This is a genomic window from Mycolicibacterium rhodesiae (genome assembly GCF_002086695.1).
GTDB classification, from domain to species: Bacteria; Actinomycetota; Actinomycetes; order Mycobacteriales; family Mycobacteriaceae; genus Mycobacterium; species Mycobacterium rhodesiae.
Window position 1 is genome coordinate 1 of record NZ_MVIH01000031.1, and the last position, 24,896, is coordinate 24,896.

25 protein-coding genes and 1 pseudogene are annotated in these 24,896 nt (G+C 67.1%); 19 read left to right on the forward strand and 7 right to left on the reverse strand.

The window, feature by feature from the left end; genetic code table 11:
- Positions 1-134: pseudogene (locus BST42_RS30240) on the reverse strand (ABC transporter permease); the annotation flags it as partial.
- Between the two features lie 331 nt (positions 135-465).
- On the opposite strand from BST42_RS30240, the gene BST42_RS28150 reads away from it, so the two are divergent.
- Positions 466-1,272 carry an SDR family NAD(P)-dependent oxidoreductase gene (locus BST42_RS28150; protein WP_207569593.1) on the forward strand — a complete coding sequence of 269 codons (807 nt, stop codon included), beginning with the start codon at positions 466-468 and terminating at the stop codon, positions 1,270-1,272.
- Between the two features lies 1 nt (position 1,273).
- Here the strand turns inward: BST42_RS28150 and BST42_RS28155 are convergent, their stop codons facing one another.
- On the reverse strand, positions 1,274-1,852 hold the full coding sequence (locus BST42_RS28155; protein WP_083123004.1) for a TetR/AcrR family transcriptional regulator: 579 nt from the start codon (positions 1,850-1,852) through the stop codon (positions 1,274-1,276).
- 63 nt (positions 1,853-1,915) lie between these two features.
- Between BST42_RS28155 and BST42_RS28160 the strand changes: the two genes are divergently transcribed.
- Positions 1,916-3,070 carry an acyl-CoA dehydrogenase family protein gene (locus tag BST42_RS28160; protein ID WP_083123005.1) on the forward strand — a complete coding sequence of 385 codons (1,155 nt, stop codon included), beginning with the start codon at positions 1,916-1,918 and terminating at the stop codon, positions 3,068-3,070.
- Between the two features lie 172 nt (positions 3,071-3,242).
- On the opposite strand, the gene BST42_RS30380 is transcribed toward BST42_RS28160, so the two are convergent.
- Positions 3,243-3,374, reverse strand: coding sequence for a hypothetical protein (locus tag BST42_RS30380; RefSeq protein WP_264045724.1), 132 nt, complete (start codon positions 3,372-3,374; stop codon positions 3,243-3,245).
- Between BST42_RS30380 and BST42_RS28165 the strand changes: the two genes are divergently transcribed.
- The 9 genes from BST42_RS28165 (at position 3,360) to BST42_RS28205 (ending at position 12,328) form a co-directional block, all read left to right on the forward strand.
- The gene (locus BST42_RS28165) at positions 3,360-4,478 is read left to right on the forward strand and encodes an ABC transporter ATP-binding protein (protein ID WP_083123006.1); all 1,119 of its coding nucleotides are present in this window, start codon (positions 3,360-3,362) and stop codon (positions 4,476-4,478) included. The two genes, BST42_RS30380 and BST42_RS28165, sit on opposite strands and share 15 nt — an antisense overlap.
- A 56-nt stretch (positions 4,479-4,534) precedes the next feature.
- A complete protein-coding gene (locus tag BST42_RS28170) occupies positions 4,535-5,719 on the forward strand; it encodes a polyamine ABC transporter substrate-binding protein (RefSeq protein ID WP_083123007.1) in 1,185 nt (394 codons plus the stop codon).
- Between the two features lie 4 nt (positions 5,720-5,723).
- Positions 5,724-6,599 (forward strand): ABC transporter permease, encoded by an 876-nt coding sequence (locus BST42_RS28175; RefSeq protein WP_083123008.1) that lies wholly within the window; start codon positions 5,724-5,726, stop codon positions 6,597-6,599.
- A 31-nt stretch (positions 6,600-6,630) separates the two neighbouring features.
- The gene (locus BST42_RS28180) at positions 6,631-7,494 is read left to right on the forward strand and encodes an ABC transporter permease (RefSeq protein WP_083123009.1); all 864 of its coding nucleotides are present in this window, start codon (positions 6,631-6,633) and stop codon (positions 7,492-7,494) included.
- Between the two features lie 62 nt (positions 7,495-7,556).
- Positions 7,557-8,213 (forward strand): DedA family protein, encoded by a 657-nt coding sequence (locus BST42_RS28185; RefSeq protein WP_083123010.1) that lies wholly within the window; start codon positions 7,557-7,559, stop codon positions 8,211-8,213.
- A gap of 53 nt (positions 8,214-8,266) precedes the next feature.
- Positions 8,267-9,019, forward strand: a complete 753-nt coding sequence (locus BST42_RS28190) for a hypothetical protein (protein ID WP_083123011.1) — start codon at positions 8,267-8,269, stop codon at positions 9,017-9,019.
- A gap of 74 nt (positions 9,020-9,093) precedes the next feature.
- On the forward strand, positions 9,094-10,614 hold the full coding sequence (locus BST42_RS28195; protein ID WP_083123012.1) for an HD domain-containing phosphohydrolase: 1,521 nt from the start codon (positions 9,094-9,096) through the stop codon (positions 10,612-10,614).
- A gap of 60 nt (positions 10,615-10,674) precedes the next feature.
- Positions 10,675-11,496, forward strand: a complete 822-nt coding sequence (gene mddA, locus BST42_RS28200; protein WP_083123013.1) for a methanethiol S-methyltransferase — start codon at positions 10,675-10,677, stop codon at positions 11,494-11,496.
- A gap of 10 nt (positions 11,497-11,506) precedes the next feature.
- A complete protein-coding gene (locus tag BST42_RS28205) occupies positions 11,507-12,328 on the forward strand; it encodes a DUF1206 domain-containing protein (protein ID WP_110918821.1) in 822 nt (273 codons plus the stop codon).
- A gap of 12 nt (positions 12,329-12,340) precedes the next feature.
- Here the strand turns inward: BST42_RS28205 and BST42_RS28210 are convergent, their stop codons facing one another.
- Both BST42_RS28210 and BST42_RS28215 read right to left on the reverse strand, forming a co-directional pair.
- Positions 12,341-13,132: a ketosteroid isomerase family protein gene (locus BST42_RS28210; RefSeq protein ID WP_083123015.1), complete on the reverse strand. Its 792-nt coding sequence runs from the start codon at positions 13,130-13,132 to the stop codon at positions 12,341-12,343.
- Positions 13,132-13,689, reverse strand: a complete 558-nt coding sequence (locus BST42_RS28215) for a nicotinamidase (RefSeq protein WP_083123016.1) — start codon at positions 13,687-13,689, stop codon at positions 13,132-13,134. The genes BST42_RS28210 and BST42_RS28215 overlap by 1 nt, the downstream gene beginning before the upstream one ends.
- 57 nt (positions 13,690-13,746) lie before the next feature.
- Between BST42_RS28215 and BST42_RS28220 the strand changes: the two genes are divergently transcribed.
- Entirely contained in the window at positions 13,747-16,677 is a 2,931-nt protein-coding gene (locus BST42_RS28220; RefSeq protein ID WP_083123017.1) for an aminotransferase, read from the forward strand.
- A gap of 1 nt (position 16,678) precedes the next feature.
- Here the strand turns inward: BST42_RS28220 and BST42_RS28225 are convergent, their stop codons facing one another.
- Entirely contained in the window at positions 16,679-17,392 is a 714-nt protein-coding gene (locus tag BST42_RS28225) for an MBL fold metallo-hydrolase (protein WP_083123018.1), read from the reverse strand.
- 189 nt (positions 17,393-17,581) lie between these two features.
- On the opposite strand from BST42_RS28225, the gene manT reads away from it, so the two are divergent.
- The 3 genes from manT to mmpH are packed head-to-tail and all read left to right on the forward strand — an operon-like array spanning position 17,582 to position 20,638.
- Positions 17,582-18,853 carry an MMP alpha-(1->4)-mannosyltransferase gene (gene manT / locus BST42_RS28230; protein ID WP_083123019.1) on the forward strand — a complete coding sequence of 424 codons (1,272 nt, stop codon included), beginning with the start codon at positions 17,582-17,584 and terminating at the stop codon, positions 18,851-18,853.
- A complete protein-coding gene (locus BST42_RS28235) occupies positions 18,847-19,578 on the forward strand; it encodes a class I SAM-dependent methyltransferase (RefSeq protein WP_083123020.1) in 732 nt (243 codons plus the stop codon). The genes manT and BST42_RS28235 overlap by 7 nt, the downstream gene beginning before the upstream one ends.
- Positions 19,562-20,638, forward strand: coding sequence for an MMP endo-(1,4)-3-O-methyl-alpha-D-mannosidase (gene mmpH / locus BST42_RS28240; protein ID WP_083123021.1), 1,077 nt, complete (start codon positions 19,562-19,564; stop codon positions 20,636-20,638). The genes BST42_RS28235 and mmpH overlap by 17 nt, the downstream gene beginning before the upstream one ends.
- Here the strand turns inward: mmpH and BST42_RS28245 are convergent.
- Positions 20,628-21,305, reverse strand: coding sequence for a class I SAM-dependent methyltransferase (locus BST42_RS28245; protein ID WP_083123022.1), 678 nt, complete (start codon positions 21,303-21,305; stop codon positions 20,628-20,630). The genes mmpH and BST42_RS28245 overlap by 11 nt on opposite strands.
- 82 nt (positions 21,306-21,387) lie before the next feature.
- Here BST42_RS28245 and BST42_RS28250 point away from each other — a divergent pair, with 82 nt between their 5' ends.
- From BST42_RS28250 to BST42_RS28265, 4 genes are all read left to right on the forward strand, one after another.
- Positions 21,388-21,966 carry a TetR family transcriptional regulator gene (locus BST42_RS28250; protein WP_083123023.1) on the forward strand — a complete coding sequence of 193 codons (579 nt, stop codon included), beginning with the start codon at positions 21,388-21,390 and terminating at the stop codon, positions 21,964-21,966.
- A gap of 135 nt (positions 21,967-22,101) precedes the next feature.
- Positions 22,102-23,352 (forward strand): mechanosensitive ion channel family protein, encoded by a 1,251-nt coding sequence (locus BST42_RS28255; protein WP_083123024.1) that lies wholly within the window; start codon positions 22,102-22,104, stop codon positions 23,350-23,352.
- Between the two features lie 44 nt (positions 23,353-23,396).
- Positions 23,397-23,897, forward strand: a complete 501-nt coding sequence (locus BST42_RS28260) for a DUF6328 family protein (protein WP_083123025.1) — start codon at positions 23,397-23,399, stop codon at positions 23,895-23,897.
- 43 nt (positions 23,898-23,940) lie between these two features.
- Positions 23,941-24,870: a DoxX family protein gene (locus BST42_RS28265; protein WP_083123026.1), complete on the forward strand. Its 930-nt coding sequence runs from the start codon at positions 23,941-23,943 to the stop codon at positions 24,868-24,870.
- Positions 24,871-24,896: the final 26 nt, after the last annotated feature.

Consider the following 24,896-nt stretch of genomic DNA (forward strand, 5'->3'; position numbering starts at 1 on the left):
TGAAACGGCTTCCGAAACACAAACCGCACCGCATCCGCCGACATCGCAAACAAGCCACCAATAGCCTGCATCGGACCCGACAGCCCACTCAGAGCGATGCCCGGCGACCAACGATTCGATGTGGGATTAGCCATGGGTGTCTTCAGAACCTCCAACGTCATCGTGTTCATCGCCCCAGCGTCATGGCACTAACCGGTCCAAAACTGGAACGTGTTTCAACGACGCCAACGCAGATTAGTGCACTTAGCGCCTGGGCGGTAGCGAATCCCGGCAATCGAGATCTGTGACGGGTGGTGTAGCTGATTCTCGCCAGCTATTCGAGACGACTCGGCCAGAAGTGTCTCGTTCATCGACCCGCAACGTCGTCGTCACCGGTTCCGGTCAGCGGGATCCACCTCGCGCACCGATCATCACGGCCCACAATGTTGGGCGACTTCATCCACACCGAACAGGAGTAGATCCGTCATGGCGACCTTGCAGCGTTACACCGATCGTCGCGTGCTGGTCACCGGTGGCGGGTCCGGGATCGGGCAAGCCTGCGTACTGCGCATCCTCGATGAAGGCGGCCGGGTGGTGGCGGCCGACATCAGCGAGTCCGGCCTGAAGGACACTGTCGCCAAGGCCGGCGACGCCGGCGAGCGGCTGACCACGGTGGTCGTCGACGTCGGCTCCGAGGACTCGGTGAAAGCGGCTGTGGGTGAGGCGATCTCCACGCTCGGCGGCCTTGACACACTCGTCAATGTGGCAGGCATCCTGCGGTCGGACCATTTCCTGGACACCACTCTCGCCTCATTCGAACAGGTGCTGCGGGTGAATTTGGTCGGCACCTTCCTCGTCACCCGCGAGGCGCTTCCGGCCCTGAAGGCCGGCACCGCCCCGGCCGTGGTGAACTTCAGCTCGACGTCGGCAACGTTCGCTCACCCCTATATGTCGGCCTACGCCGCGTCCAAGGGTGGCGTGCAGGCGATGACGCACGCGTTGGCCGCCGAGTTCGCCAAGGACGGCATCCGGTTCAACTCGGTCCAGCCGGGCTCGATCTCGTCGGGCATGACCGACGGCACCGGCGAGTCCAAGCAGAGCGTCGGCCCCGGGCTGCCCGACGATGTCGACTACAGCCTGTTCGGCCGGGTCGCTCCCCTGGTGCCGCTGCCCAAGGGCGAGATCTTCGCAAAGCCCGACGCGGTCGCCAACGTCGTTGCGATGCTTGGCAGTCCGGACGCCTACTTCGTCTCCGGCACCGAGGTCCGGGTCGACGGCGGCGCCCACATGTGAGTCACGCGTCGATCCCGGATGTGAGGATGGCGGCCAGTTCCCGGTAGGCCGCGGCATCGTCGAGTCCGGTGGTGGACCGCACGATTCCCTGCTGGATGCGGACCATCATCGCCGCGGCCAGGTCGGCCGCGAACGCTGCGTGCACATCTCGGAACTCCTGCGCCGCAACACCTTCGGCGATCAGTTCGCTGACCCGGCGGGCGGCGATCGCGGTGTTCTGCTCGTAGACGGCTCGCGCAGGCGGGAACGCGTCCAGGTCGGCCATGAAGCGGTCCGACGCGACCGCCAGCGCTGCGCCGACCGCGGCGAGATAAGCGGTGATTCGCGCTCGCGCGTCCCCAGCCCGGGCAACTTCCTGCTCGACGTCGTCGGTGGCGCGCCGGAAGAAGTGGACTGCGACGGCGTGGACCAACTGCTCCTTGCTGCCGGCGAGCGTGTACAGCGTTCCTTTCGAGCAGCGCAGCCGGGCGGCGATGTCGTCGAGGGTCAGGTGCGCGAAACCCTCCGCGAGAAAGAGTGCGAGAAGCGAGTCGAACAATTCGCCGCGGCGCCGGGTTCCGAAACTCGGGCGGTTGGCCATGAATCGGATAGTACTGATAGATGTAAGTCAGTACTATTTCGAGTATCAATCGAGAGGTCCCTCATGCCCGTCGACCGCCTATTGCCCAACCCGGACGCCGCGGATCTCATCGCGCTGACCCGCGACATCTGCTCTCGCGTGCTCGACCCGATCGTCGACGAGCACGAACGCACCGAGACCTACCCCGAGGGCGTCTTCGCCCAACTCGGCGCGGCCGGGCTGCTGAGCCTGCCGCAGCCGGAGGAATGGGGCGGCAGCGGGCAGCCGTATGAGATCTACCTGCAGGTCCTCGAGGAGATTGCCGCGCGGTGGGCCGCAATCGCGGTGGCGGTGAGCGTGCACAGCCTGTCGTGTCATCCGCTGCTGTCGTTCGGCGACGACGAACAGCGCGCGCGGTGGTTGCCGGGCATGTTGTCCGGCGAACAGGTCGGCGCATACAGCCTCTCGGAACCCCAAGCCGGGTCGGATGCCGCCGCACTGCAATGCAAAGCCGTGTTTTCCGCCGGCGAGCCGGCTCCCGGATACGTCATCAACGGCTCGAAGTCGTGGATCACCCACGGCGGGCGGGCCGATTTCTACACCCTCTTCGCTCGCACAGGTGAAGGCTCGCGTGGCATTACGTGCTTCTTGATCCCAGGCGACCAGCCCGGCCTGAGCTTCGGCAAGCCCGAGGAGAAGATGGGCCTGGCCGCGGTTCCGACGACGTCGGCGTTCTACGACAACGCGGTGATCGATGCCGAGCGCCGGATCGGTGCCGAGGGCCAGGGCCTGCAGATCGCCTTTAGTGCACTGGACTCGGGCCGGCTCGGCATCGCCGCCGTTGCCGTCGGCATCGCCCAGGCGGCCCTCGAGGACGCCTGCGCCTACGCCAACGAGCGGACCACTTTCGGCCGCAAGATCATCGACCATCAAGGGCTGGGTTTCCTGCTCGCCGACATGGCCGCCGCGGTGGCCAGCGCCCGGGCCACCTACCTGGACGCCGCGCGGCGCCGCGATGCCGGCCTGTCGTACTCGCAACAGGCCAGCGTGGCCAAGTTGGTGGCGACCGACGCCGCGATGAAAGTCAGCACCGATGCCGTCCAGGTACTCGGCGGCGTCGGCTACACCCGCGACTACCGGGCCGAGCGCTACATGCGCGAAGCGAAGATCACCCAGATCTTCGAAGGAACCAACCAAATCCAGCGCCTGGTTATCGCACGGGGGCTCACGACGGCCTGAGCCGGGTTACGATCCGTCCCAGCGACGACCCTGAGCCACCTGGGCCCGCGCCGAAAGCCGTGCCCCAAACCGGGTCGCGACGAGCGAATCCATCGAAGAATTCATATTTCGTTGCGGAATCGGTTGCGAAGAGCACGCAAATCCGCAATCGTTTAGGGGCGGAGTCGACGGGTCATGTCTCGTCGGCCCGCGGGATGAAGGAGGACGGGCCCTGACCGACACCGGCGCCACCGCCACCCAGCAGACCCCCGGACACACCGGACCACGACGCGCCAGCGGCGCACCGGTCATCGAGATCGACCACGTCGTCAAACGTTTCGAGGACTACGTCGCCGTCGCCGACGCCGACTTCTCGATCGGCGCAGGCGAGTTCTTCTCCATGCTCGGCCCGTCCGGCTGCGGAAAGACCACCACCCTGCGGATGATCGCCGGCTTCGAGCAACCCACCGAGGGTGCGATCCGGCTAGAGGGCGTCGACGTGTCCCGGGTGCCTCCGCACAAACGCAACGTCAACACCGTCTTCCAGCACTACGCGCTGTTCCCCCACATGACGGTGTGGGACAACGTCGCCTACGGGCCACGCAGTCAGAAGAAGGACAAAGCAACGGTCAAGAAGAGCGTCGACGAGATGCTCGAGGTCGTCCGGCTGACCGACTTCGCCCAGCGCAAGCCCGCCCAACTCTCCGGCGGTCAGCAACAGCGCGTAGCCCTGGCCCGCGCGCTGGTCAACTACCCCAGCGCCCTGCTCCTCGACGAGCCGCTCGGCGCCCTGGACCTCAAACTGCGTCACGTCATGCAGTTCGAACTCAAACGCATCCAGCGCGAGGTCGGGATCACGTTCGTCTACGTGACCCACGACCAGGAGGAAGCGCTCACGATGAGTGACCGCATCGCGGTCATGAATCAGGGCAACGTCGAGCAGATCGGCACCCCGACCGACATCTACGACCGCCCCGCCACCGTCTTCGTGGCCGGCTTCATCGGCCAGGCCAACCTGTGGCACGGCCGCCAGACCGGCCGGGTCAACCGTGACTTCGTCGAGGTCGAGGTACTGGGCGCCAAGCTCAAGGCGCGACCGGGCGACACCACCATCGAACCCGGCGGCCAAGCCACCCTGATGGTCCGCCCGGAGCGGGTCCGGGTCTCCATGGATCAACCGACCGGCGACGTCGCCACCGTCGGGGCCAAGGTCGTCGACCTCACCTTCCAGGGCCCGGTGCTGCGACTGTCCATGGCCGCCCCCGATGGATCCCCGATCCTCGCTCACGTCGGTCCCGAACAGAACCTGCCGATGTTGCGCCCCGGCGACGACGTGTTCGTGGCCTGGGCCCCAGAGGCATCCCTGGTCCTGCCCGCAGCAGACATCCCGACCACCGAAGACCTCGAAGACATGCTCGACGACTCCTAGACAACGATCCGCTCTTCGTCCCCTCGACCTTCCCCTTACGAAAGGCATTACGGCACATGGCCACAGAGAACGACCCCCGGATCTTTGCCTCGAACGCGTCCCGGCGCCGGTTCATCGGCGGCGGTGCCGCGGCCGCAGCGGCGCTGGTCCTCGGACCCTCATTCCTCGCGGCGTGTAGCAAGTCCGACAACAAGAGCAGCTCGAGCGGCCCCGCCACCCCATCCGACGACGGCTCCCCCGCCACCGGAAAGCTCCGGATCTCCAACTGGCCGCTGTACATGGCCGACGGATTCGTCGCGGCGTTCCAGACCGCGACCGGGATCACGGTCGATTACAAAGAGGACTACAACGACAACGAGGAGTGGTTCGCCAAGAACAAGGAGCCGCTGTCGCGTAAGCAGGACATCGGTGCCGACCTGGTCGTGCCCACCCAGTTCATGGCGGCCCGGCTCAATGGCCTCGGCTGGCTCAACGCGATCAGCGAAAGCCGGTGGACCAACAAGAAGAACATGCGCGAAGACCTGCTCAACGCCAAGGCCGATCCGGGCCGCAAGTTCAGCGCGCCCTACATGTCCGGCATGACGGCGCTGGCCTACAACCGGGCCGCGACCGGTCGCGACATCACCAAGATCGACGACCTGTGGGACCCCGCGTTCAAAGGCAAGATCAGCCTGCTTGCCGACACCCAGGACGGCCTGGGCATGATCATGATGTCGCAGGGCAGCTCGGTGGAGAACCCCACCAGCGACGGCGTGAACAAGGCCGTCGCACTGATCAAGCAGCAGAAGGACGCCGGCCAGATCCGCCGGTTCACCGGCAACGACTACGCCGACGACCTGGCATCCGGCAATGTCGTTATCGCCCAGGCATATTCGGGTGACGTGGTGCAGCTGCAGAAGGACAACCCGGACCTGAAGTTTGTGGTGCCGGACACCGGTGGCACCACGTTCGTCGACACCATGGTGATCCCCTACACCACCCAGAACCAGAAGGCCGCCGAGGCGTGGATCAACTACGTCTACGACCGGGCCAACTACGCGAAGCTGATCGCGCACACCCAGTACGTGCCGGTGTTGTCCGACATGACCGACGAGCTCAACAAGATCGATCCCGGCCTGGCCTCGAACCCGCTGATCAACCCGCCGAAGGCGACCCTCGACAAGCTCAAGACGTGGGCCGCGCTCTCCGACCAGCAGACCGACGAGTTCAACAAGGCCTACTCCGCCGTCACCGGCGGGTAACGCGATGGCAGGAGTAGCCAGTAGCAACAGGCAGCGGAGCAAGCTCGCTCCCTACCTGATGATCCTGCCCGCCCTGGCGTATCTCGGGGTTTTCTACGTCATCCCGTTCGTCTCGCTGTTCCGGACGTCGCTCTCGACCATGGGTGGTTCGATCTACCTGCCCGAGTTGACCTTCGCGTGGGAATTCAGCAACTACGGCGACGCGCTGAGCCAATACCGGGAGCAGATCCTGCGCTCGTTCGGCTATGCGCTGATCGCGACGGTGCTGTGCCTGCTGTTGGCCTTCCCGCTGGCGTACGTGATCGCCTTCAAGGCGGGGCGGTACAAGAACCTGTTGCTGGGCTTGGTGATCCTGCCGTTCTTCGTCACGTTCCTGATCCGCACGCTGGCCTGGAAGACGATCCTGGCCGACGACGGCTGGGTGGTCCACGCGTTGGGGACGGTCGGCCTGCTGCCGTCCGAGGGCCGCCTGCTGTCGACGGGCTGGGCGGTCATCGGCGGCCTGACCTACAACTGGATCATCTTCATGATCCTGCCGCTGTACGTCAGCCTGGAGAAGATCGATGCCCGACTGCTGGAAGCGTCCCGCGATCTGTACGGCACCAACCGCCGAATGTTCGGGAAGGTGATCGTGCCGTTGGCGATGCCGGGCATCCTGGCCGGCAGCATGCTGGTGTTCATCCCGTCGGTCGGTGACTTCATCAACGCCGACTATCTGGGCAGCACCCAGACGAGGATGATCGGCAACGTCATCCAGAAGCAGTTCCTGGTGGTCAAGGATTACCCCGCCGCGGCCGCACTGAGCTTCGTGCTGATGGCGCTGATCCTGGTCGGTGTGCTGATCTACACGCGGGCTCTGGGTACGGAGGACCTGGTATGACAGCGGAGCGAGAAGCGAAGCGGGATCGCGCATGACTACCGAGGCGGGCGCGGCGATCGCGCAGACCATCGACCACGGCGGACTTGCCAAGCCGGGGCGCAACATTCGCGGCACGTTCAAACTGGGCGATATCGCCCTGCGCGTCATCGCCGGTTTGGTGCTCTTCTATCTTTTCCTGCCGATCGTGGTGATCGTCGTCTTCTCGTTCAACAAGCCGGCCGGGAAGTTCAACTACACCTGGCAGGGCTTCACGCTGGACAACTGGGCCAACCCGTTCAAGTACCCAGCCCTGACCGAAGCGCTGAAGCTGAGCCTGAACGTCGCCGCGGTGTCGACCGTCATCGCCGGCGTTCTGGGCACCTTGGTCGCGGTCGCCCTTGTGCGCCAACGCTTCCGCGGCAGCAAGGCGGTTGACACCTTTTTGGTTCTGCCGCTGACCTCGCCCGAGGTCGTCATGGGTGCATCGCTGTTGACCCTGTTCCTCGATCTCGGCTGGGCCACCGGATACACCACGATCGTGATCGCACACGTGGCGTTCGAGATCAGCTTCATCGCGATGACGGTGCGCGCCCGGATCCGTGGCTTCGACTGGACCCTCGAAGATGCCTCACTGGATTTGGGCGCCGGGCCGAGCCGGACGTTCTTCAAGGTGACGCTGCCGCTGATCGTGCCGGGCATCGTCGCGGCGGCGATGCTATCGTTCGCGCTGTCGTTGGACGACTTCATCATCACCTATTTCGTCAGCGGCTCGACGGTGACGTATCCGCTGTATGTGAATGCGGCGGTGAAAGCCGCTGTGCCACCCCAGATCAACGTGCTCGCCACCGCGATCCTGGTGATCAGCCTGCTCCTGCTGGCCGCCGGAACGCTGTACCGGCGTAAGCGCGACACCTGATTTCGACACGCGAACCAGCGGGTTCGCCCCGGTAACGGCGGTCGGTACGGCATCCTTGGCGGGTGACGGTCGACGCGATACTGGAATCCATCCCACCGCTGGCGGTGTACCTGGTCGTCGGCCTCATCATCGGCCTGGAAAGCCTGGGCATTCCCTTGCCCGGCGAGATCGCCTTGGTGAGTGCGGCGCTGCTGGCCAGCAGGCACACTCTCGACATCAGTCCGGTGTGGGTCGGCGCGGCCGCCACCATCGGCGCGATCATCGGCGACTCGATCGGCTACACGATCGGTCGGCGATTCGGGATGGGGTTGTTCGAGCGGCTGGGTACCCGTTTCCCGAAACACTTCGGTCCCGGGCACGTGGCGCTGGCCAAGCAGCTGTTCTCCCGCTGGGGTGTCTGGGCGGTCTTCTTCGGCCGATTCATCGCACTCCTGCGGATTCTGGCGGGCCCGCTGGCGGGTGCCCTGCACATGCACTACGGCCGCTTCCTCGCCGCCAATGCCTCCGGTGCCGTCTGCTGGGCGGGCGGCACCACCGCGGTGGTCTACTACCTCGGACTGGCGGCCGAGAAGTGGCTGGCGCGGTTCTCCTGGGTAGCGCTGGTCATCGCGATCATCGCAGGCATCGGGTTGACCCTGCTGTTGCGGGAGCGGACCCGCACCCTGATCGCCCAGCTCGAGTCCGAGCACGACTGGGAGACCCTGCGCAAACGCGAATGATGTGAGGCAGCTGCCCCATGCCGTGAGCCACTGCGAGCGGCAAGCATTGGCCGATGACCACACCTTTGAGCGCACTACGCGCCGTCGCGGATCATCCGAGCCTGCCTACCGGCACCGATGACAGGGTCACCGGTTTCGGCATCATGGGTCTCCCGTTCGACTCCGGGCACTATCTGGCATACCGGGACTTCAGCGCATCCTCGTTCTCCCCCGCCTACCGATCGGTGTGGCACCGCGACCCAGACGGGCGATGGACCTTCTACGCCACCACACCCGCCGAGCAGAGCTGTTCACGTTATTTCAGTTCGGCCACAACGGTTCCCGCCGTGCAGTGTGACATCACCGTGTCCTGGACCGATCCCTGGTCGCTGGACATCGTCATTCCCGGGGTGCTGCGGTGGACCGTGGGCATGGGCAGCACGCCGATCACGCGCGCGGTCAGCCGGCTCGGCCATGCCGTGCCCGAACGAGCGTGGGCCAGCGTGCCGGTACTCGAAGCCATGGGTCGGATCGCAGGCCCGCTGCTGCGGACCGGTGGAATGCGGTTGGCCGGTTCCGCCCCGAACGGTCAGGCGTTCCGGGTAGCGCCGCGCCAGATCTGGGCGGTCCGCCGCTCCCGGGCGGTGCTCGACGGAGCCAGCCTGGGTGCTGTCGCACCGTTGGCCACCCAAAGCAGGCTGGCCGATTTCCGGCTCCCGCAGCGTGGGCTGTGCGTAATCGGTACCGCGCGATTCGACAGTTTCGACCCGGGGCGGCACGCCCCGGCGTCCCGGACCGCGCCAACCGAACCCCGCACCGCGTGTTAGGGAGCACAATCGAGCTCGTGGCAGCGCCGAGGACGCCCACCGGCCCGCCGTCGCGGGCGCCGAGCCGGGCCGAGATGCTGGCCGCTCTGTCGGTCGCGATCGACCTCGGCCTCGGCCAGCCTGCCGAGCACATGCTCCGGGCCGCGCTGATCGGAACCCGCATCGCCGACCGGCTCGGCCTCGACCGCGAGCAGCGCGATTGCGTGTACTACAGCACGCTGGTGATGTGGATCGGCTGTCACGCCGACTCGCACGAGTTCGCAGGGTGGTTCGGCGACGACATCTCGGTGCGCCGCGACGCCTACCATGTCGACTGGGCGGGACTGCCCTACTACCGATTCCTTGCCGCCAACATCGGCCGGGGCGAACCGATCACGCACCGTCTCACCTCGATCGCGACGCTGTTCCTCAACGCCCGCGGCAACATGTCGGCGCTCATCCACTCGCACTGCACCTCGGCGGCACTGCTGGCCGAACGGATGGGCCTGGGCACCGGCGTGCAGAACGCGCTCGAGTTCAGCTTCGAACGCTTCGACGGCAGCGGCTTGCCCCGCGGCGCCGGTGGCGCGGACATCCCGATCGAGATGCGGGTGGCCCAGCTCGCCGACATGGCCGAAGTGCACCACCGAACGGGCGGCGTGAGCGCGGCCGTGGACATGGCCGCGCAGCGCCGCGGCAGGCAGTTCGACCCCGATGTGGTGGATGTCTTCGCCGCACACGCCTGCGATATCCTTGCCGGCCCACCCGCAGGCGAGGTCTGGGACGCCGCTCTGTCCTGCGCGCCCGATCGCCACGAACCGCTGCAACAGCAGTCCCTCGACGAGCTCCTGATCGCACTGGGCGATTTCGTCGATCTGAAATGCCCTTTCACACTTGGCCATTCGCGCGCGGTTGCGCAGCTCGCCGGTGACGCCGCCGAGGCTGTCGGCTTGAGCGCGGACACCGCGACACTGGTCCGGCGTGCCGGTCACGTCCACGATCTCGGCCGCATCGGCGTCTCCAACCAAGTCTGGTCCAAGCCCGCCACCCTCTCCGCGGCCGAGTACGAGCGGATGCGACTGCACCCGTACCTGACCACCCGGATTCTGAGTCGGATCAACGGGCTCGAACAGGTCGCGCAGATCGCCGGAAACCACCACGAGCACATCAACGGGTCCGGGTATCCGCGCAACCTGCCGGGCGCCGCACTCGGTATGCCCGACCGGGTGCTCGCCGCTGCCGTGGCCTATCAATCAGCCTTGGAGCCAAGGCCTTACCGCGCCGCGCTCGATCCCGCGGCGGCCGCTCGACGGGTCCGGGACCGGATCCGCACCGGTGAACTCGACGAGGTCGCGGCTGAAGCGGTCCTGCACGCGGGCGGCCACCGCAGCCGACGTACCGCGATCAGGCCCGACGGCCTCACTCCGCGAGAGATCGAGGTGCTGTGCCTGGTTGCTCGTGGCGCCTCCAACAGGGAGATCGCCGCCGCGCTGGTGATCAGCGAGAAGACGGCCCGAAACCACGTAGAACGGACCTACTCCAAGATCGGGGTGTCGAACCGGATCGGTGCGAGCATGTACGCGTTACGCCACGGCCTCACGGAGCCGTTGGGCTGAGCGGCAGTTGGGGCGGATGCCCCATGATGGCGGCGGCCTCCTCCGACGAGCATCGTGGCTATGACACACAACCCAGCGTCCGCGCGAGAGCGGACCCGCCGCATCATGATTGCGGGCTACGGGCTGGCGAGTTACCTCGTCTTCCTCGTCGCCTTCTGCTACGCCGTCGCCTTCGTCGGCGGCATCGTCGTGCCCCGCACCGTCGACCACGGCATCGACGGTGCCCCGTGGGGCCTTGCGTTCCTGATCAACACGGCACTGCTCGGGCTGTTCGCCGTCCAGCACAGCGTGATGGCCAGGCCCGCGTTCAAACGGTGGTGGTCACGTTTCGTGCCGCAGGCGATGGAACGCAGCACCTATGTTCTGCTGGCCAGTCTTGTTCTGCTGCTGCTGTATTGGCAGTGGCGGACCATGTCCGGGGTGATCTGGCAAGTGGACCAGCCTGCGATCCGGGCGTTGCTGTGGACAGTGTTCGCGGCGGGTTGGGCCACCGTGCTGGCGGCCACCTTCATGATCGACCACTTCGAGCTCTTCGGGCTGCGCCAGGTGTTCGCGGCGTGGCGCGGCTCCCCTCGCCGCAAGACGGGATTCCGGGCGACGTTGCTGTACCGGCTGGTGCGCCACCCTCTGATGCTGGGTTTCCTGATCGCCTTCTGGGCGACTCCGGTGATGACCGTGGGTCATCTCCTGTTCGCGATCGGTACGACCGGCTACATCCTGCTGGCGCTGCAGCTCGAGGAGCGCGATCTGATCGCCGAGCTTGGCGACAGCTACCGGGACTACCGCACGCAGGTGCCGATGCTGGTGCCCGGTTTGCGGTCTCGGTCATGCCCAGTGACCGGCGCGGTGGAGGACGGTTTTTCCCCTGCCCCGCCGGGGTAACCCGAATGTCGTGGCTGACAATGCAATGCACGGTGCTGCGCGAGCAGCTACCGGAAGCAGGCCTTTCGAGCTCGCGGCCAGAGCCGGCTACAGCATCAGTGGCGTGTTGCATCTGGTGATCGCGTACATCATCGTGCACGTGGCTTTCGGAATGGCGGGAAACGCCGATCAGTCGGGCGCGATGGCGACGTTGGCCGCCCAGCCCGGCGGGGCGGTGGCGCTGTGGGTCGCAGCCGTAGGGCTTGCTGCCATGGCGCTGTGGCGTGTGGCCGAGGCGATCCTGGGTTCCCATCCCACCGAGCCGGGTCGCGAACACGCCGGCGCCTCCGACGCATTCGACCGGATCAAGTCCATGTCGTTGGCGGTCCTCTACATCGGCCTCGCACTGGCCGCCGTGCGCTTCGCCGGTGGCGGCGGCCAGTCGAGCAGCAAACAGAACACCGGTCTCACCGCACGACTGCTCCAAACCGGTTGGGGCAAAGGCATTCTGCTGATCGCCGCGGTCGTGATCATCTGCATCGGCGGCTATCACGTCTATAAAGGCCTTTCGACGAAGTTCGAGGAGGACCTCACCGTCACCGGGGGCGGCCCGCTGATCACTCCGCTCGGCATCGCCGGATACACCGCCAAGGGCGTGGTTCTGGGGGGTGCCGGGGTGCTGCTGGTGATAGCCACCGTGACCACCGACCCCGCCAAGGGCGCCGGGCTGGACGCCGCGGTCAAGAGTCTCGGCCAGGCCCCGTTCGGCAAGGTGATGCTCATCGCGGCGGCGGCCGGCTTCGCCGCTTACGGCGCGTATTGCTTCGTCCTGGCCCGCTTCTCGCGGATGTAGCGTCGCGGCCGGCTACTCGACAAAATAGCGAAGCCGGGTGATCGCCCCACCGGATGTGCCAAGTTCGGCGATCAACACGCCGGCCCGCGGTCCGCCCAGGGATGCGGTCACCGACGAGCCTGCGGCGATCATCTTCGTCCAGGAGGCACCCGCCAGCTCGTCGACGAACGCGCCGAACTTCACCGGGTTCTGTTCACCGCGGGTGATCAGCGCTCCCGGGCCCAGCGCGCGCCAGGCCCGCAACTGATCGCCGGTGGTGACCGCGTCGAGAAAGCCGCGCACCGTCCGCTTGCCCCGAAACCGGGCACCGCGAAATCCCGAGGCGAACCCCAGCGTCCCGCGCCACCGCTGATTGCGGATCAGCGCGTGACTCAGATCCACCGCCTGGGGAACCGCGGCCAGCCCGTTTCGGGCGAACTGCACCATCATCGCCGGCAATTCCCAGTAGGCGCGCAACCGCTCGATGCGCCAGTCCTCGGTGAGCTCACGCAGGTCGTAACGGAGCACCGCCGGGATGTGCATCGTTACGGCGGGACCCATCCCGACGTCGAGGACGACGTCGCGGATGACGGTGGCGCCGGAGACGATGTCGGCCTCGTGACGGAAGACGATCCGGCGCGGTGCGATGAACGTGTCGTAGAAGCGGCCGATCTGCACCGGCCCGACGTGCGGGCGCGATCCGACGGGGTCCTCGACCCGGCCGTCGTCGGTGAACAACCCCACCCAGCCGGCACGGTCATGATCGGCCGCCATCAACGGGGAACGGTCGACGACGTCGATGAGTGTCGCTCGGGGCGCGGCCATCAGGCGGTGTGGACCAGTTCGACGCCGCGACCGCGCATCTCGGCCAATGCGTCGGCGGTCGACCCGGGCGCAACACCGGCTGTAAGGTCAACCAGCACACGGGTTTTGAAGCCGGCGCGAGTGGCATCGGCCGCGCTTTGGCGCACGCAGTAGTCGGTGGCGATCCCGGCGATGTCGACTTCGTCGACGCCGCGGTTGCGCAGCCAGTCGGCCAGCGAGGTGTGGTCCACGTGTCCTTCGAAGCCGCTGTACGCCGCGGTGTGCGCGCCCTTGTGGAACACCGCCTCGATCGGCGTTGTGTCCAACTCGGGATGGAAATCGGCCCCGGAGGTACCGGCGACGCAGTGCGCAGGCCATGAATCCTTGAAGTCGGGTTGCTCGGCGAAATGCGCACCCGGATCCACGTGATAGTCCTTGGTGGCCACCACGTGGTCGTAGCCGTGGTCGCCGGCCAGCAACGCGTTGATCCCGCGTACTACGTCGCCGGCCCCGGCGACGGCCAGCGATCCGCCCTCGCAGAAATCGTTCTGCACGTCGACGATGATCAACGCCCGCATCTGCCCACCGTATCGGCAGATCCGAGGCTGTCCACCCGCAGTACAGTTCGTAGCGATATGACACGGTTCGACTTCTTCCAGGCCGAGGAGCTGCCGGTGCCGGCGATCACCGCGGCGCAGGCCCATGACATCGCCACGACGCACTTCGGGATCGACGGCGAGGTGACCGCGCTGGGCAGCCAGCAGGACGCCAACTTCCTGCTGAGCCAGCTCGACGGCCGGCCGATCGGGGTGCTCAAGATCGCGAACCCCGCGTTCTCCCGCGTCGAGATCGAAGCCCAGGACGCGGCGGCCGAATACCTCAGTCAGGCCGGGTGTGATGTGCGGGCCGCCACGAACCTTGCGTTTGCCGGCGTCGACCCGATCGCCGAGGTGCGCGACGGCAACGGCGCGGTGTTGTATGCCCGGGTCATCGCGCACCTCGCCGGCGGCACCTTGAGCGGCGACCGGTACATCACGCCGATGCGGTCGGCGGCGCTTGGCGCGCTGGCCGGCCGGACCGTTCGTGCCCTGGCCGACTTCGACCATCCCGGCGTCGACCGGGTATTGCAGTGGGACCTGCGGCACGCCCTGCGCACCGTTGAACTACTCGCCGAGCACGTGCCCGATCCCGGACGCCGGGAGACCATCGAGGCCGCGGCGGCCGCGGCGTGGCAGGTCGTGGCCGATCTCGCCGACGATCTGCCGGTCCAGGTGATCCACGGCGACCTCACCGACGACAACGTCGTGTGCAGCACGCCGGAGAACGGTCAGCTGCCCGATGGTGTGATCGACCTGGGCGACCTCACCCGGTCCTGGACCGTCGGCGAGCTGGCCATCGCGGTCTCCTCGCTGCTGCGCCACGAGGGCGGCGAGCCCGTCGCGACCCTGCCTGCCGTGGCCGCCTTCCACGCGGTGCGTCCGCTGAGTCCCCCCGAGATCGACGCACTGTGGCCGCTGGTCGTCCTGCGGGCCGCGGTGCTGGTGGTCAGCGGTATCCATCAGGCCTCTATCGACGCCGACAACGCTTACGCCGCAGGCGCCCTGGACTACGAATGGCGGATCTTCGAACGCGCGATCGGCATTCCCACCGAAGTCATGACCGCCACCATCCGCGCGGAACTCGGGGCGGCCCAACCCATCGAGCCGCCGCCCGTCACCATCCCGTTGATCGATGGGCTTGCGGCGGACGCCGTGGTGCGACTGGACCTGTCGTCGGAGGCCGACGCGATGGATGCCGGCCGCTGGCTGACCGCGGACTGCGAAGACGATCTGGCTGCCGAAGCGCTGGCCGGCGGTGCAGGTGCCGTCGTGACGACCTTCGGTCAGCCCCGCACGACCCGCTCGGTGCCGCTGAGTCCGGAGTCGTCAGCCACCGTCGGCACCGGCCTGGACCTGTGGCGGGCGGCGCCGTCGACGGTCACCGCACCCTGGGATTGCGTGATCGACGCAGCAGGCGACGACAGTCTCACCCTGACCGGAACCGCGGGAACCGTGCAGGTGCGCGGACGTCTGTGTACCGGCGAGCAGGTCCGGCCCGGCGAGGGCGTCACCGCGGGCACCGCGCTCGGCACCGTTGAGGGTCGGATCTGGATCCAGTGGCGCAGCAGGCCCGACGTGGCGGTCCCCGACTTCGTTCGGGCCGAATACAGCGCGGGCTGGCTGAGTCTGGTGGAGGACCCGAGCGCGCTGCTCGGTCTGCCCGCCGTGGCGGCCGAGGCCGACGACAGCGAGGCGTTGTGGCGCCGCCGGGCGGATTCGTTCGCCACGGTCCAGGAGCACTATTACCTCGATCCGCCCCGCATCGAACGCGGCTGGCGCGAGCACATGGTGTCCACCGATGCCCGCAGTTACCTGGACATGGTCAACAACGTCGCGATCCTCGGCCACGGCCATCCGGTGCTCGCCGACGCCGTCGCCCGCCAGTGGCGGCGGCTGAACACCAATTCACGATTCAACTACGCCGCGGTGGTGGCGCTCTCGGAGCGGTTGGCCGCCACCCTGCCCGATCCGCTGGACACGGTGTTCCTGGTGAACTCCGGCTCGGAGGCCGGCGACTTGGCGTTGCGGCTGGCGATGGCCACGACCGGGCGTCATGACATTGTCTCGATGGCCGAGGCCTACCACGGCTGGACGTACGCGACCGATGCCGTGTCGACGTCGGTGGCCGACAACCCGAATGCCCTGGCCACCAGGCCGAGCTGGGTCCACACCGTGCCCTCACCGAACGCCTACCGCGGCGAGTACCGCGGGCCGGACGCCGTGCGCTACGCTCCCGAGGCGGTCGAGATCATCGAACGCCTTGCCGCGCAAGGCAATCCGCCGGCAGCGTTCATCTGCGAGCCGTTCTACGGAAACGCCGGCGGGATGTCGCTGCCGGACGGTTATCTCTCGGCCGTCTACGCCGCGGTCCGCGCAGCGGGCGGGCTGGCCATCGCCGACGAGGTGCAGGTCGGCTACGGCCGCACCGGGCGCTGGTTCTGGAGCTTCCAGCAGCAGGACGTCGTGCCCGACATCGTGACGGTGGCCAAGGCGATGGGCAACGGTCAGCCGCTCGGCGCGGTCATCACCACCCGCGCCATCGCCGAGCGATACCGCACCCAGGGATACTTCTTCTCCTCCGCAGGCGGCAGCCCGGTCTCCTGCGTCGTCGGCCTGACGGTGCTCGAGCAGCTGGAGAAGGAGGGCCTGCAGCACAATGCCCTGGTCGTCGGGGACCATCTGCGGGCCCGCATCGAGGAGCTGGCGACCCGCCACGAGCTGATCGGCACCGTGCACGGCAGCGGGCTGTACATGGGCGTCGAGCTGGTCCGCGACCGCACGACGCTGGAACCCGCCGTCTCCGAGACCGCGGCGATCTGCGAACGGCTGCTCGAACTCGGGGTGATCGTGCAGCCGACCGGTGACCGGCAGAACGTGCTGAAGGTCAAGCCGCCGATGTGCATCACCCGGGAGTCGGCAGACTTCTTCGTCGACATGCTCGAACGGGTGCTGAACACCGGCTGGTGAGTCAGCCCGACGAGGTTCGCGCCGCCAGCCAGTCCCGCTGAGCGCGGACGAACGGCGCGTCGACCACCGCGCCGTGCCCGGGCACGTACAGCGCGTTCTCGCCGCCCAGTTCGAGGAGCCGGTCCAGGGCTCGCGGCCAGGCAGGTAGGTCCGAGCCGGTGTCGATCGCCGGGTCGGCGGATTCTTCGACCAGATCGCCACAGAAGACGACCGTCCGCCGGCCTGTCACCACCGGCGGAACGACCACGACCAGGTCGTGGTCGGTATGACCCGGTCCCGGCAGTTCGAGATGCACGCTGCGGCCGCCGAGGTCGACATCGACGGCCGTCACGGTGTGGTCGGGTGCGCGGACGCGGGCGATCGCCTGGTCCAGCAGCACCGGGTCGGCCCCGTATCGCAGGGCGTGGGCCCGAACCGCGCCGATACCGGTGGTCAACGCGCGGGTGACCGCGGCAGGCGAATACAGGACGGCCGTGCCGAAACCGGACGAGCCCAGGATGTGGTCGAAATGGTGGTGGGTCATCACCACGTCGGTCACCGGAGCACCGGTGATGTCGACCACGTCGGCGGCGATCTGAGCCGCTTCGGAAAGTGTTGTACCACAATCGATCAGCAAATTCCGGCGCTCACCGCGAACCAACCCGACCGTGACATCGAGAAAGGCCAGGCGGCAGCGGTATACACCATCGGTCAGGGTTTCCCAGAGGAGGTGCATCACAGGAAAGATAGACCCTGGCCTACGGTGGTAGCGGGCACTTACGTTGCACTGTGTAGCTAAGCGAATTATAGTCCAGACACATGTCCAGACAGTTCGCTGACCGTGTCCGGTTACATACACGATGACATATGCGAGCTCGGCGGGTAGTTCAGCCGTATCAGTCACGGACGTTGCAGGAGCGTGAACATGCGGATTGCGTTGCTGTCCTACCGCAGCAAAACCCACTGTGGCGGGCAGGGCGTCTACGTCCGGCACTTGAGCCGCGGACTGGTCGAACTCGGCCATGACGTCGAGGTGTTCTCCGGTCAGCCCTATCCCGAGATCCTCGATCCTCGGGTTCGGCTGACCGAGGTCCCCAGCCTGGACCTCTACCGGGAACCCGATCCGTTCCGCGTCCCGCACCCCAGCGAGATCCGCGACCGCTTCGATGCGCTGGAACTGGCCACCATGTGGACATCCGGCTTCCCCGAACCTCGCACCTTCAGCCTGCGCGCCGCGCGACTGCTGGCCGCCCGCCTCGACGAGTTCGACGTGGTGCACGACAACCAGTGCCTCGGCACCGGCCTGCTGCGCATCGCCGACATGGGCCTGCCCGTCGTGGCCACCGTCCACCATCCGATCACCCGGGACCGCGTTCTGGACCTCGCAGCGGCCAAATGGTGGCGAAAGCCGTTGGTGCACAGGTGGTATGGCTTTGCGCAGATGCAGAAGAAAGTCGCCCGCCGCATTCCCGATCTGCTCACCGTGTCCTCGTCGTCGGCCACCGATATCGCCGACGACTTCGGTGTCAGCCCCCAGCAACTGCGCGTGGTGCCGCTCGGGGTGGACACCGAACTGTTCAAGCCCTCCGACCTGCCGCGGGTGCCGGGGCGCATCATCGCGATCTCCAGCGCGGATCGCCCGTTGAAGGGCATCGGGCACCTGCTGAATGCGGTGGCCAAGCTGCGCACCGAACACGACCTCGAGTTGCAGTTGGTGGCCAAGCTGGAGCCCAACGGGCCGACCGAGAAGCTGATCGCCGAATTGGGTATCAGCGATATCGTGCACACCTCCAGCGGCTTGTCCGACGAGGAGCTTGCAGGCCTGTTCGCCTCGGCTGAAATCGCCTGCATCCCCTCCCTTTACGAAGGCTTCTCACTGCCCGCGGTGGAGGCGATGGCCAGCGGCACACCCATTGTGGCCAGCCGGGCCGGCGCGTTGCCCGAGGTCCTGGGTCCCGACGGTGAATGTGCCGACCTGGTGACACCGGGCGATGTCAAGGAGCTGACCGCCGCACTCGGCCGACTGCTGGAATCCCCCGCCCGCCGGCAGTGGCTGGGCACCGCGGGCCGGCGCCGCGCGCTCGACGTGTTCAGTTGGGAGTCCGTGGCCGCGCAGACCGTGCGGGTCTACGAGCAGGCGATCGCCCGCACCGGGCGCGTGACCAACTCGGTCGAGGCGATGGACGAATCATGCTGACCGTCGACTTCGACCGGCTCGATGTCGGGCCGGGTACCACCGTCATCGACGTGGGCTGTGGCGCCGGACGGCACAGCTTCGAGGCCTACCGCCGCGGCGCCAACGTGATCGCCTTCGACCAGGACGCCGAAGAACTGGCTAACGTCGACACCCTGCTGCAGGCGATGGGCGAGGCCGGTGAGGCGCCCGCGTCGGCCAAGGCTCAGGTCGTGGTCGGTGACGCACTGGCACTGCCGTATCCCGATGCGTCGTTCGACTGTGTGGTCGCCTCGGAGATCCTCGAGCACATCCCCAACGACGACGGCGCGATCGCCGAGTTGATTCGGGTACTCAAGCCCGGCGGCAAGCTCGCGGTGACGGTGCCGCGCTGGCTTCCCGAGCAGATCTGCTGGCTGCTGTCCGACGAGTACCACGCCAACGAGGGCGGCCACATCCGGATTTACAAGGCGGATGAACTGCGCGACAAGCTGGTTCGCGGCGGCCTGGAATTCACCCACTCCCACCACGCGCACGCACTGCACTCACCGTTCTGGTGGCTCAAGTGCGCGGTCGGCGTGGAGAAGCCGAACCACCCGGCCGTCAAGGCGTATCACCAGCTGCTGGTGTGGGACATGATGTCGCGACCGGCGCTGACCAGACTTGCCGAATCCGCGCTCAATCCGTTGGTCGGCAAGAGTGTGGCCCTCTACTTCGAGAAGCCGATCACGAATGCCGCGCCCCAGTGATCTCGAGGGTGTGCCGGGCGTAGCCGACATCCTCACGCCGCAGCAATGCCGTCAGACAGCGGAATCCATTGCCGCCGTTCAGGAATCATCGGGTGAGATACCGTGGTCGGAGATCGGGCACACCGATGTGTGGGATCACGTCGAGTGCGCGATGGCCCTGACCGCGGCGGGACTTCTCGAGCCCGCCCAGGCCGCCTACGAGTGGTGCCGCCGCGAGCAGCGCGCCGACGGGTCCTGGCCCATCCAGTATCGGCGCGGCGTGATCGAGGACGCCAACAGCGACAGCAACTTCTGCGCGTACATCGCCGCCGGCGTCTGGCACCACTTTCTGGTGACCGGCGACGTCCGGTTCGCCGACCACATGTGGCCGACAGTCCGGGCGGGAATCGACTTTGTCCTCGGCCTACAGGCCGGGACCGGTGAAATCTATTGGGCGCAAGGGCCATCCGGTGTCCTCGAGGAGGCGCTGCTTACCGGCTGCGCCAGCGTGTACCACAGCATCCGTTGCGCGCTGGCACTCGCCGATCGGCTGGACGATCCGCAGCCCGAATGGGAGGTGGCGCTGGGACGGCTGGGCCACGCCATCGCCGAGCACCCGGACGCCTTCACCGAGAAACCGCACCACTCGATGGACTGGTACTACCCCATTCTGGGCGGTGCACTACGCGGCGAGCAGGCCAGCGCCCGCATCGCCCAGCGCTGGGACGACTTCGTGGTCGACGGGCTGGGCATCCGCTGCGTTGACGACCGGCCATGGGTCACCGGGGCCGAGACCTGCGAGTTGGTCATGGCGTTGGACGCCATGGGCGAGACGTCGCGGGCGCTGACACAGTTCAGATCAATGCAGCACCTGCGCGAGAAAGACGGCTCCTACTGGACCGGACTGGTTTTCGCCGACGGGAAACGCTGGCCGGTCGAACGGACCACCTGGACCGCCGCGGCGGTCATCCTGGCCGCCGACGCGTTGTCGTCGACCACCGGCGGCAGCGCCATCTTCCGGGCCGCCGACTTGCCGCGCGGTCTCGAGGGCGAGTACGACTGTGAATGCGTCAGGCGCTGACCGCTTCTCCGGCGGCCCCGCGGACACGCTCGAGCACCCGCAGCGAGCCGGTACAGCCGACTTCGGTGAACTGACCGGATTCGATTGCGCGGCAATAGATGTTGTAGGGCGGGCGGCCACCGTCGCGCGGGTCGGGGAAGACGTCGTGGATGATCAGCGTGCCGCCCGGGGCCACCCACTTGGCCCAGCCGTCGAAGTCCTGCTGAGCCGCGGTCTCACTGTGCCCGCCGTCGATGAACAACACGTCCAGCGGCGTGCGCCAGCCGCGCGCGACGACCGGCGACTTGCCGACCACCGCGACGATTGTGTCATCGAGCTCGGCAGCGTCCAGCGTGCGCCGGAAGGTGGGCAAGGTGTCGAACCGTCCGCTGACCGGGTCGACCATCGTCGTGTCGTGGAATTCCCAGCCGGCCTGGTGCTCTTCGGATCCGTGATGGTGGTCCACGGTGTACAGCACACTGCCGGTCGCCGCGGCGGCGGCGCCCAGCATGACCGTGGACTTTCCGCAATAGGTGCCGATCTCGACTGCGATCCCGGCGTCCAGGTAGCGCAGCGCCGCGTCGTACAGCGCCCGTCCCTCGTCGGCCGGCATGAAGCCCACGACTCTCTCCGCCAATTCAAAGAGTCGGGAAGTTTGCGCTGCATCGGCAATATCGGGGCGGCTCATGATCCGAACCTAGCCGTTACGCACGGTCCATGGCCAGCGCGCACCTTGTCGGTGCAGGTCAGTTGTAGTAGCGTCCGGACATGTGTCTGATCCGGTAGCTCGGGAATCAACGCGACGCCGGTTAACCGTAAAGCAGGCCGCCACGGTGGACCGCTTGGGCCGCGCCGCGGTCGAGGTCCTGAGCCGGGAAGGTTTCTCCGGGCTGACGATCCGGATGGTCGCGGCCGAGGCCGGGGTCGGCGCTGCCACCGCCTACACGTACTTCTCGTCGAAAGAACATCTGGTCGCCGAAGTGTTCTGGCGCCGGCTGGCCTCGACACCGGCACCGCCGGACGATTCCCCCGACCCGGTCGACCGCGTGGTCGGCGTGCTTCGGCATATCGCACTTCTGGTGGCCGATGAGCCGGAACTGGCAGGCGCGGTCACCACCGCTCTGCTCGGCAAGGATCCCGATGTCGAGCATCTGCGTTTCCGGATCGGCCGCGAGATACACCAGCGACTGAGCACTGCCCTTGGGACACAGTGTGATTCGGATGCCGATGTCATCGAGTCACTCGAGCAGCTCTATGCGGGAGCGCTGGTGCGAGCCGGCATGGGGTACGCGTCCTACACCGAGATCGCCAGCCGGCTCGAGGCATCCGCGCGCCTGCTGCTGACCTGATTCGGCTGTGACTACGGTCTCAAAACCGTTGGACGGGCCTTTGATCCGGCTGTGACGGGTACGCGTCACCATCCGAGGCGCGTGTGCGCCGCCGCCCGACGACGAAGTCTTCGATCCCGGGAGTGATGCCGTCTGATGCCCGAACACACCGAATTGACCTCCGCCACCAACCTCGCGATCGCCGCCGTCTGGGTGGGCGGCTCGGTCGTCGTGGCGTATGGGGCCGCAATGTTGCTCTCGTGGGCGCTGCAGCGGCTCGGCCGACGAAGCGAGCTGCTCGCGGACGTGGCACGGCTGACCCGCGGTCCGGCTCGGGCGACCCTGGTCATGATCGCGGCGCTGACCGCGTTCGACCGGGTGGCCGGCTCCGACGCACCGTGGCGGGGGATGGTCCACCAAATCCTGGTAATCCTGCTGATCGCCGCCGTCACATGGGTGGTCAGCAGTCTCGTCATGGTCGCCGAGCAGCGCGTCATCGCCCGTTTCGGTGGCGGTGACGCCCAGATGACCGATGCCGATCGCCACCGCCGCAAAATCCGGACCCAGGTCACGCTGCTGCGGCGCATCGCCGTTGCCGTGGTGGTCCTGATCGGCACCGCCGCCGCACTGATGACGTTCCCGTCGTTCGTCGACCTCGGCCGGACCCTGTTCGCCTCTGCGGGCTTGCTGTCGGTGGTCGCCGGCCTGGCAGCGCAGACCTCTTTGGGAGCGGCATTCGCCGGCATCCAGATCGCCTTCTCCGATGCGATTCGAGTCGGCGACGTCGTCGTGCTCGAAGAGGAATGGGGGCGCATCGAAGAGATCACGCTGACCTACGTCGTCGTGCACCTGTGGGATGAGCGCCGGCTGGTGCTGCCCTGCACCTATTTCACGACGACGCCCTTCCAGAACTGGACCCGACAGGCCACCGAATTGCTCGGCACCGCCGAACTCGACGTCGATTTCACCGTCCCTCTGGACAGCATGCGCGCTGAACTGGATCGGTTGCTGTCGGCAAGTGACCTGTGGGACGGACGTGTCGGCGTCCTTCAGGTCACCGATGCGGTCGGTGGTCATTTGCGGGTCCGGATGCTGGTCAGTGCCGCCAACGCCGGTGCACTCTTCGACTTGCGATGCGCGGTGCGGGAAGGCATGGTCCGATGGCTGCAGCGCACCAATCCGGGCGCTCTGCCGCGCTGGCGGGTGGAGCAGTTTCGCGGCACGTCCGACAACCTTCAGACGCACGAACCGATGGGCCGCGGCGGCCGCGTCGACTCCACGTTGTTCACCGGAAGCCCGCAAGCCGAGCGGCGTGGACGCGCATTCGAGGGCCCCGGACCGGACGCGCTGGCCGAGCGTGCCGAGTCGGCTCATCTGGTTCACGCGACGAACAACGACGACTCGTAGTCCAAGAGACGTTTCTGCCTCGGACAGCGGGGAATCTCCCCCAAATGGATGTCGACCATCCCGAGGCCGACCAGCGCTGGAACGCCGCGGCCCGATCCGAGACCGAGGCCGAGCGGCTGGACCGCAATTGGTCCAACCTGCTCCAGGAACTTCGCGTCACGCAGACCGGCGTCCAGTTGCTCACCGGTTTACTGCTGACCCTGCCCTTTCAAAACCGGTTCACCACCTTGAGTGCCGAGTTGCGCGCGGTCTACCTGGCCACCGTGGTCTGCTCGCTGGCGGCCACGGTGCTGTTGGTCGCACCGGTGGGCATGCACCGGATGTTGTTCCGCAGGCACCGGCTGCGTCCCCTGGTCGCGATCGCGCATCGTTTCGCGTTCTGTGGCCTTCTGCTGCTGGGTACCGCGCTCACCGGCGTCGCCGTCGTGGTGTTCGGGACCGTGCTGGGTGACGAGGCCGGAGTGGTCGCCGGGGTCGTGACCGCCGTGCTGATGTTGACGGCCTGGGTGGTGTTCCCGCTGTGGATGCGCCGCCTCGAGGGGTGAGGCTGCGGGTTTGATCGGCGGGCCGGTTGGGAACACCCGCGCCATGTTGATTCGCAGAGTTGCCCGGCCAATGTTGGCAGCGGTGTTCATCGGCCAAGGATTCGAAGCGCTGAAAAGCCCGAAACCGGCCGCCGAAGCGGCCCGCCCGGCGCTCGAAGGTTTGCAAAAGCTGCCCGAACCGGTCAGCGCGAATGTGCCCAACGATCCGGAAACGCTGGCGAAGATCACCGCGGCCGTGCAGATCGGCGGCGGCCTGCTGCTTGCGTCGGGTCGCCTGCCCCGGGTGGCCTCAGCGGCGTTGGCGGCCACGGTAATTCCGGCCAACCTCGGTGCGCATATGTTCTGGGATGAGCCCGACCAACAGCTCAAGGCCGAGAAGCGCCGCGCATTTTTGACCGATATGAGCCTGCTCGGTGGTTTGATCATCGCCTCGGCCGACACCGCCGGGAAGCCGTCGCTGGGCTGGCGTGGACGCCGCGCGGCCCGGAAGGTCAGCGAGGCCGTCGCCGGCACCCTGCCGGGCTCGAACCACGGCGTGCTGGACAGCGATCTGCTGGATCGGGTCGGCCCGAAGGTCGGCCACGGCCTTCAGATCGGCGCCGAGCGTGGGCGTGAGCTGGCACTGACCGCCGGTGAGCGCGCTGCCCCACTGTTGGAGACGGCACGTAAGCGCAGCGCCGACTTCGCCGAGATTGCCCGTGAGCGAGGTGCCGAGCTGGCCGACATCGCCAGTGAGCGTGGCGCCGAGTTGGCCGATGTTGCCCGCAAACGCGGCGCGAATTTCGCCGACGTCGCCAGTGAGCGCGGGGCGGACCTCGCTGACGTCGCCCGCAAGCGCGGCGCCGAAATCATCGACGTCGCGCGGGATCAGAGTGGCGAACTCGTGGACACCACCCGGGCGCGTGCCCGCAAGGCCAACAAGAAAGCCAATAAGAAGGCCAACAAGGAAGCCAAAAAGCTGGCCAAGCGCTGAGGCGAGTCGATCGCACCGCGGGCGGA

What these genes read in the sequence shown, in the direction of transcription:
- BST42_RS28150 (WP_207569593.1), top strand. Translation starts at nt 466, where the DNA reads ATGGCGACCTTGCAGCGTTACACCGATCGTCGCGTGCTGGTCACCGGT.
- BST42_RS28155 (WP_083123004.1), bottom strand. Translation starts at nt 1,852, where the DNA reads ATGGCCAACCGCCCGAGTTTCGGAACCCGGCGCCGCGGCGAATTGTTC.
- BST42_RS28160 (WP_083123005.1), top strand. Translation starts at nt 1,916, where the DNA reads ATGCCCGTCGACCGCCTATTGCCCAACCCGGACGCCGCGGATCTCATC.
- BST42_RS28170 (WP_083123007.1), top strand. Translation starts at nt 4,535, where the DNA reads ATGGCCACAGAGAACGACCCCCGGATCTTTGCCTCGAACGCGTCCCGG.
- BST42_RS28175 (WP_083123008.1), top strand. Translation starts at nt 5,724, where the DNA reads ATGGCAGGAGTAGCCAGTAGCAACAGGCAGCGGAGCAAGCTCGCTCCC.
- BST42_RS28180 (WP_083123009.1), top strand. Translation starts at nt 6,631, where the DNA reads ATGACTACCGAGGCGGGCGCGGCGATCGCGCAGACCATCGACCACGGC.
- BST42_RS28190 (WP_083123011.1), top strand. Translation starts at nt 8,267, where the DNA reads ATGACCACACCTTTGAGCGCACTACGCGCCGTCGCGGATCATCCGAGC.
- BST42_RS28195 (WP_083123012.1), top strand. Translation starts at nt 9,094, where the DNA reads ATGCTGGCCGCTCTGTCGGTCGCGATCGACCTCGGCCTCGGCCAGCCT.
- mddA (WP_083123013.1), top strand. Translation starts at nt 10,675, where the DNA reads ATGACACACAACCCAGCGTCCGCGCGAGAGCGGACCCGCCGCATCATG.
- BST42_RS28210 (WP_083123015.1), bottom strand. Translation starts at nt 13,132, where the DNA reads ATGGCCGCGCCCCGAGCGACACTCATCGACGTCGTCGACCGTTCCCCG.
- BST42_RS28215 (WP_083123016.1), bottom strand. Translation starts at nt 13,689, where the DNA reads ATGCGGGCGTTGATCATCGTCGACGTGCAGAACGATTTCTGCGAGGGC.
- BST42_RS28220 (WP_083123017.1), top strand. Translation starts at nt 13,747, where the DNA reads ATGACACGGTTCGACTTCTTCCAGGCCGAGGAGCTGCCGGTGCCGGCG.
- BST42_RS28225 (WP_083123018.1), bottom strand. Translation starts at nt 17,392, where the DNA reads ATGCACCTCCTCTGGGAAACCCTGACCGATGGTGTATACCGCTGCCGC.
- manT (WP_083123019.1), top strand. Translation starts at nt 17,582, where the DNA reads ATGCGGATTGCGTTGCTGTCCTACCGCAGCAAAACCCACTGTGGCGGG.
- BST42_RS28235 (WP_083123020.1), top strand. Translation starts at nt 18,847, where the DNA reads ATGCTGACCGTCGACTTCGACCGGCTCGATGTCGGGCCGGGTACCACC.
- mmpH (WP_083123021.1), top strand. Translation starts at nt 19,562, where the DNA reads ATGCCGCGCCCCAGTGATCTCGAGGGTGTGCCGGGCGTAGCCGACATC.
- BST42_RS28245 (WP_083123022.1), bottom strand. Translation starts at nt 21,305, where the DNA reads ATGAGCCGCCCCGATATTGCCGATGCAGCGCAAACTTCCCGACTCTTT.
- BST42_RS28255 (WP_083123024.1), top strand. Translation starts at nt 22,102, where the DNA reads ATGCCCGAACACACCGAATTGACCTCCGCCACCAACCTCGCGATCGCC.
- BST42_RS28260 (WP_083123025.1), top strand. Translation starts at nt 23,397, where the DNA reads ATGGATGTCGACCATCCCGAGGCCGACCAGCGCTGGAACGCCGCGGCC.
- BST42_RS28265 (WP_083123026.1), top strand. Translation starts at nt 23,941, where the DNA reads ATGTTGATTCGCAGAGTTGCCCGGCCAATGTTGGCAGCGGTGTTCATC.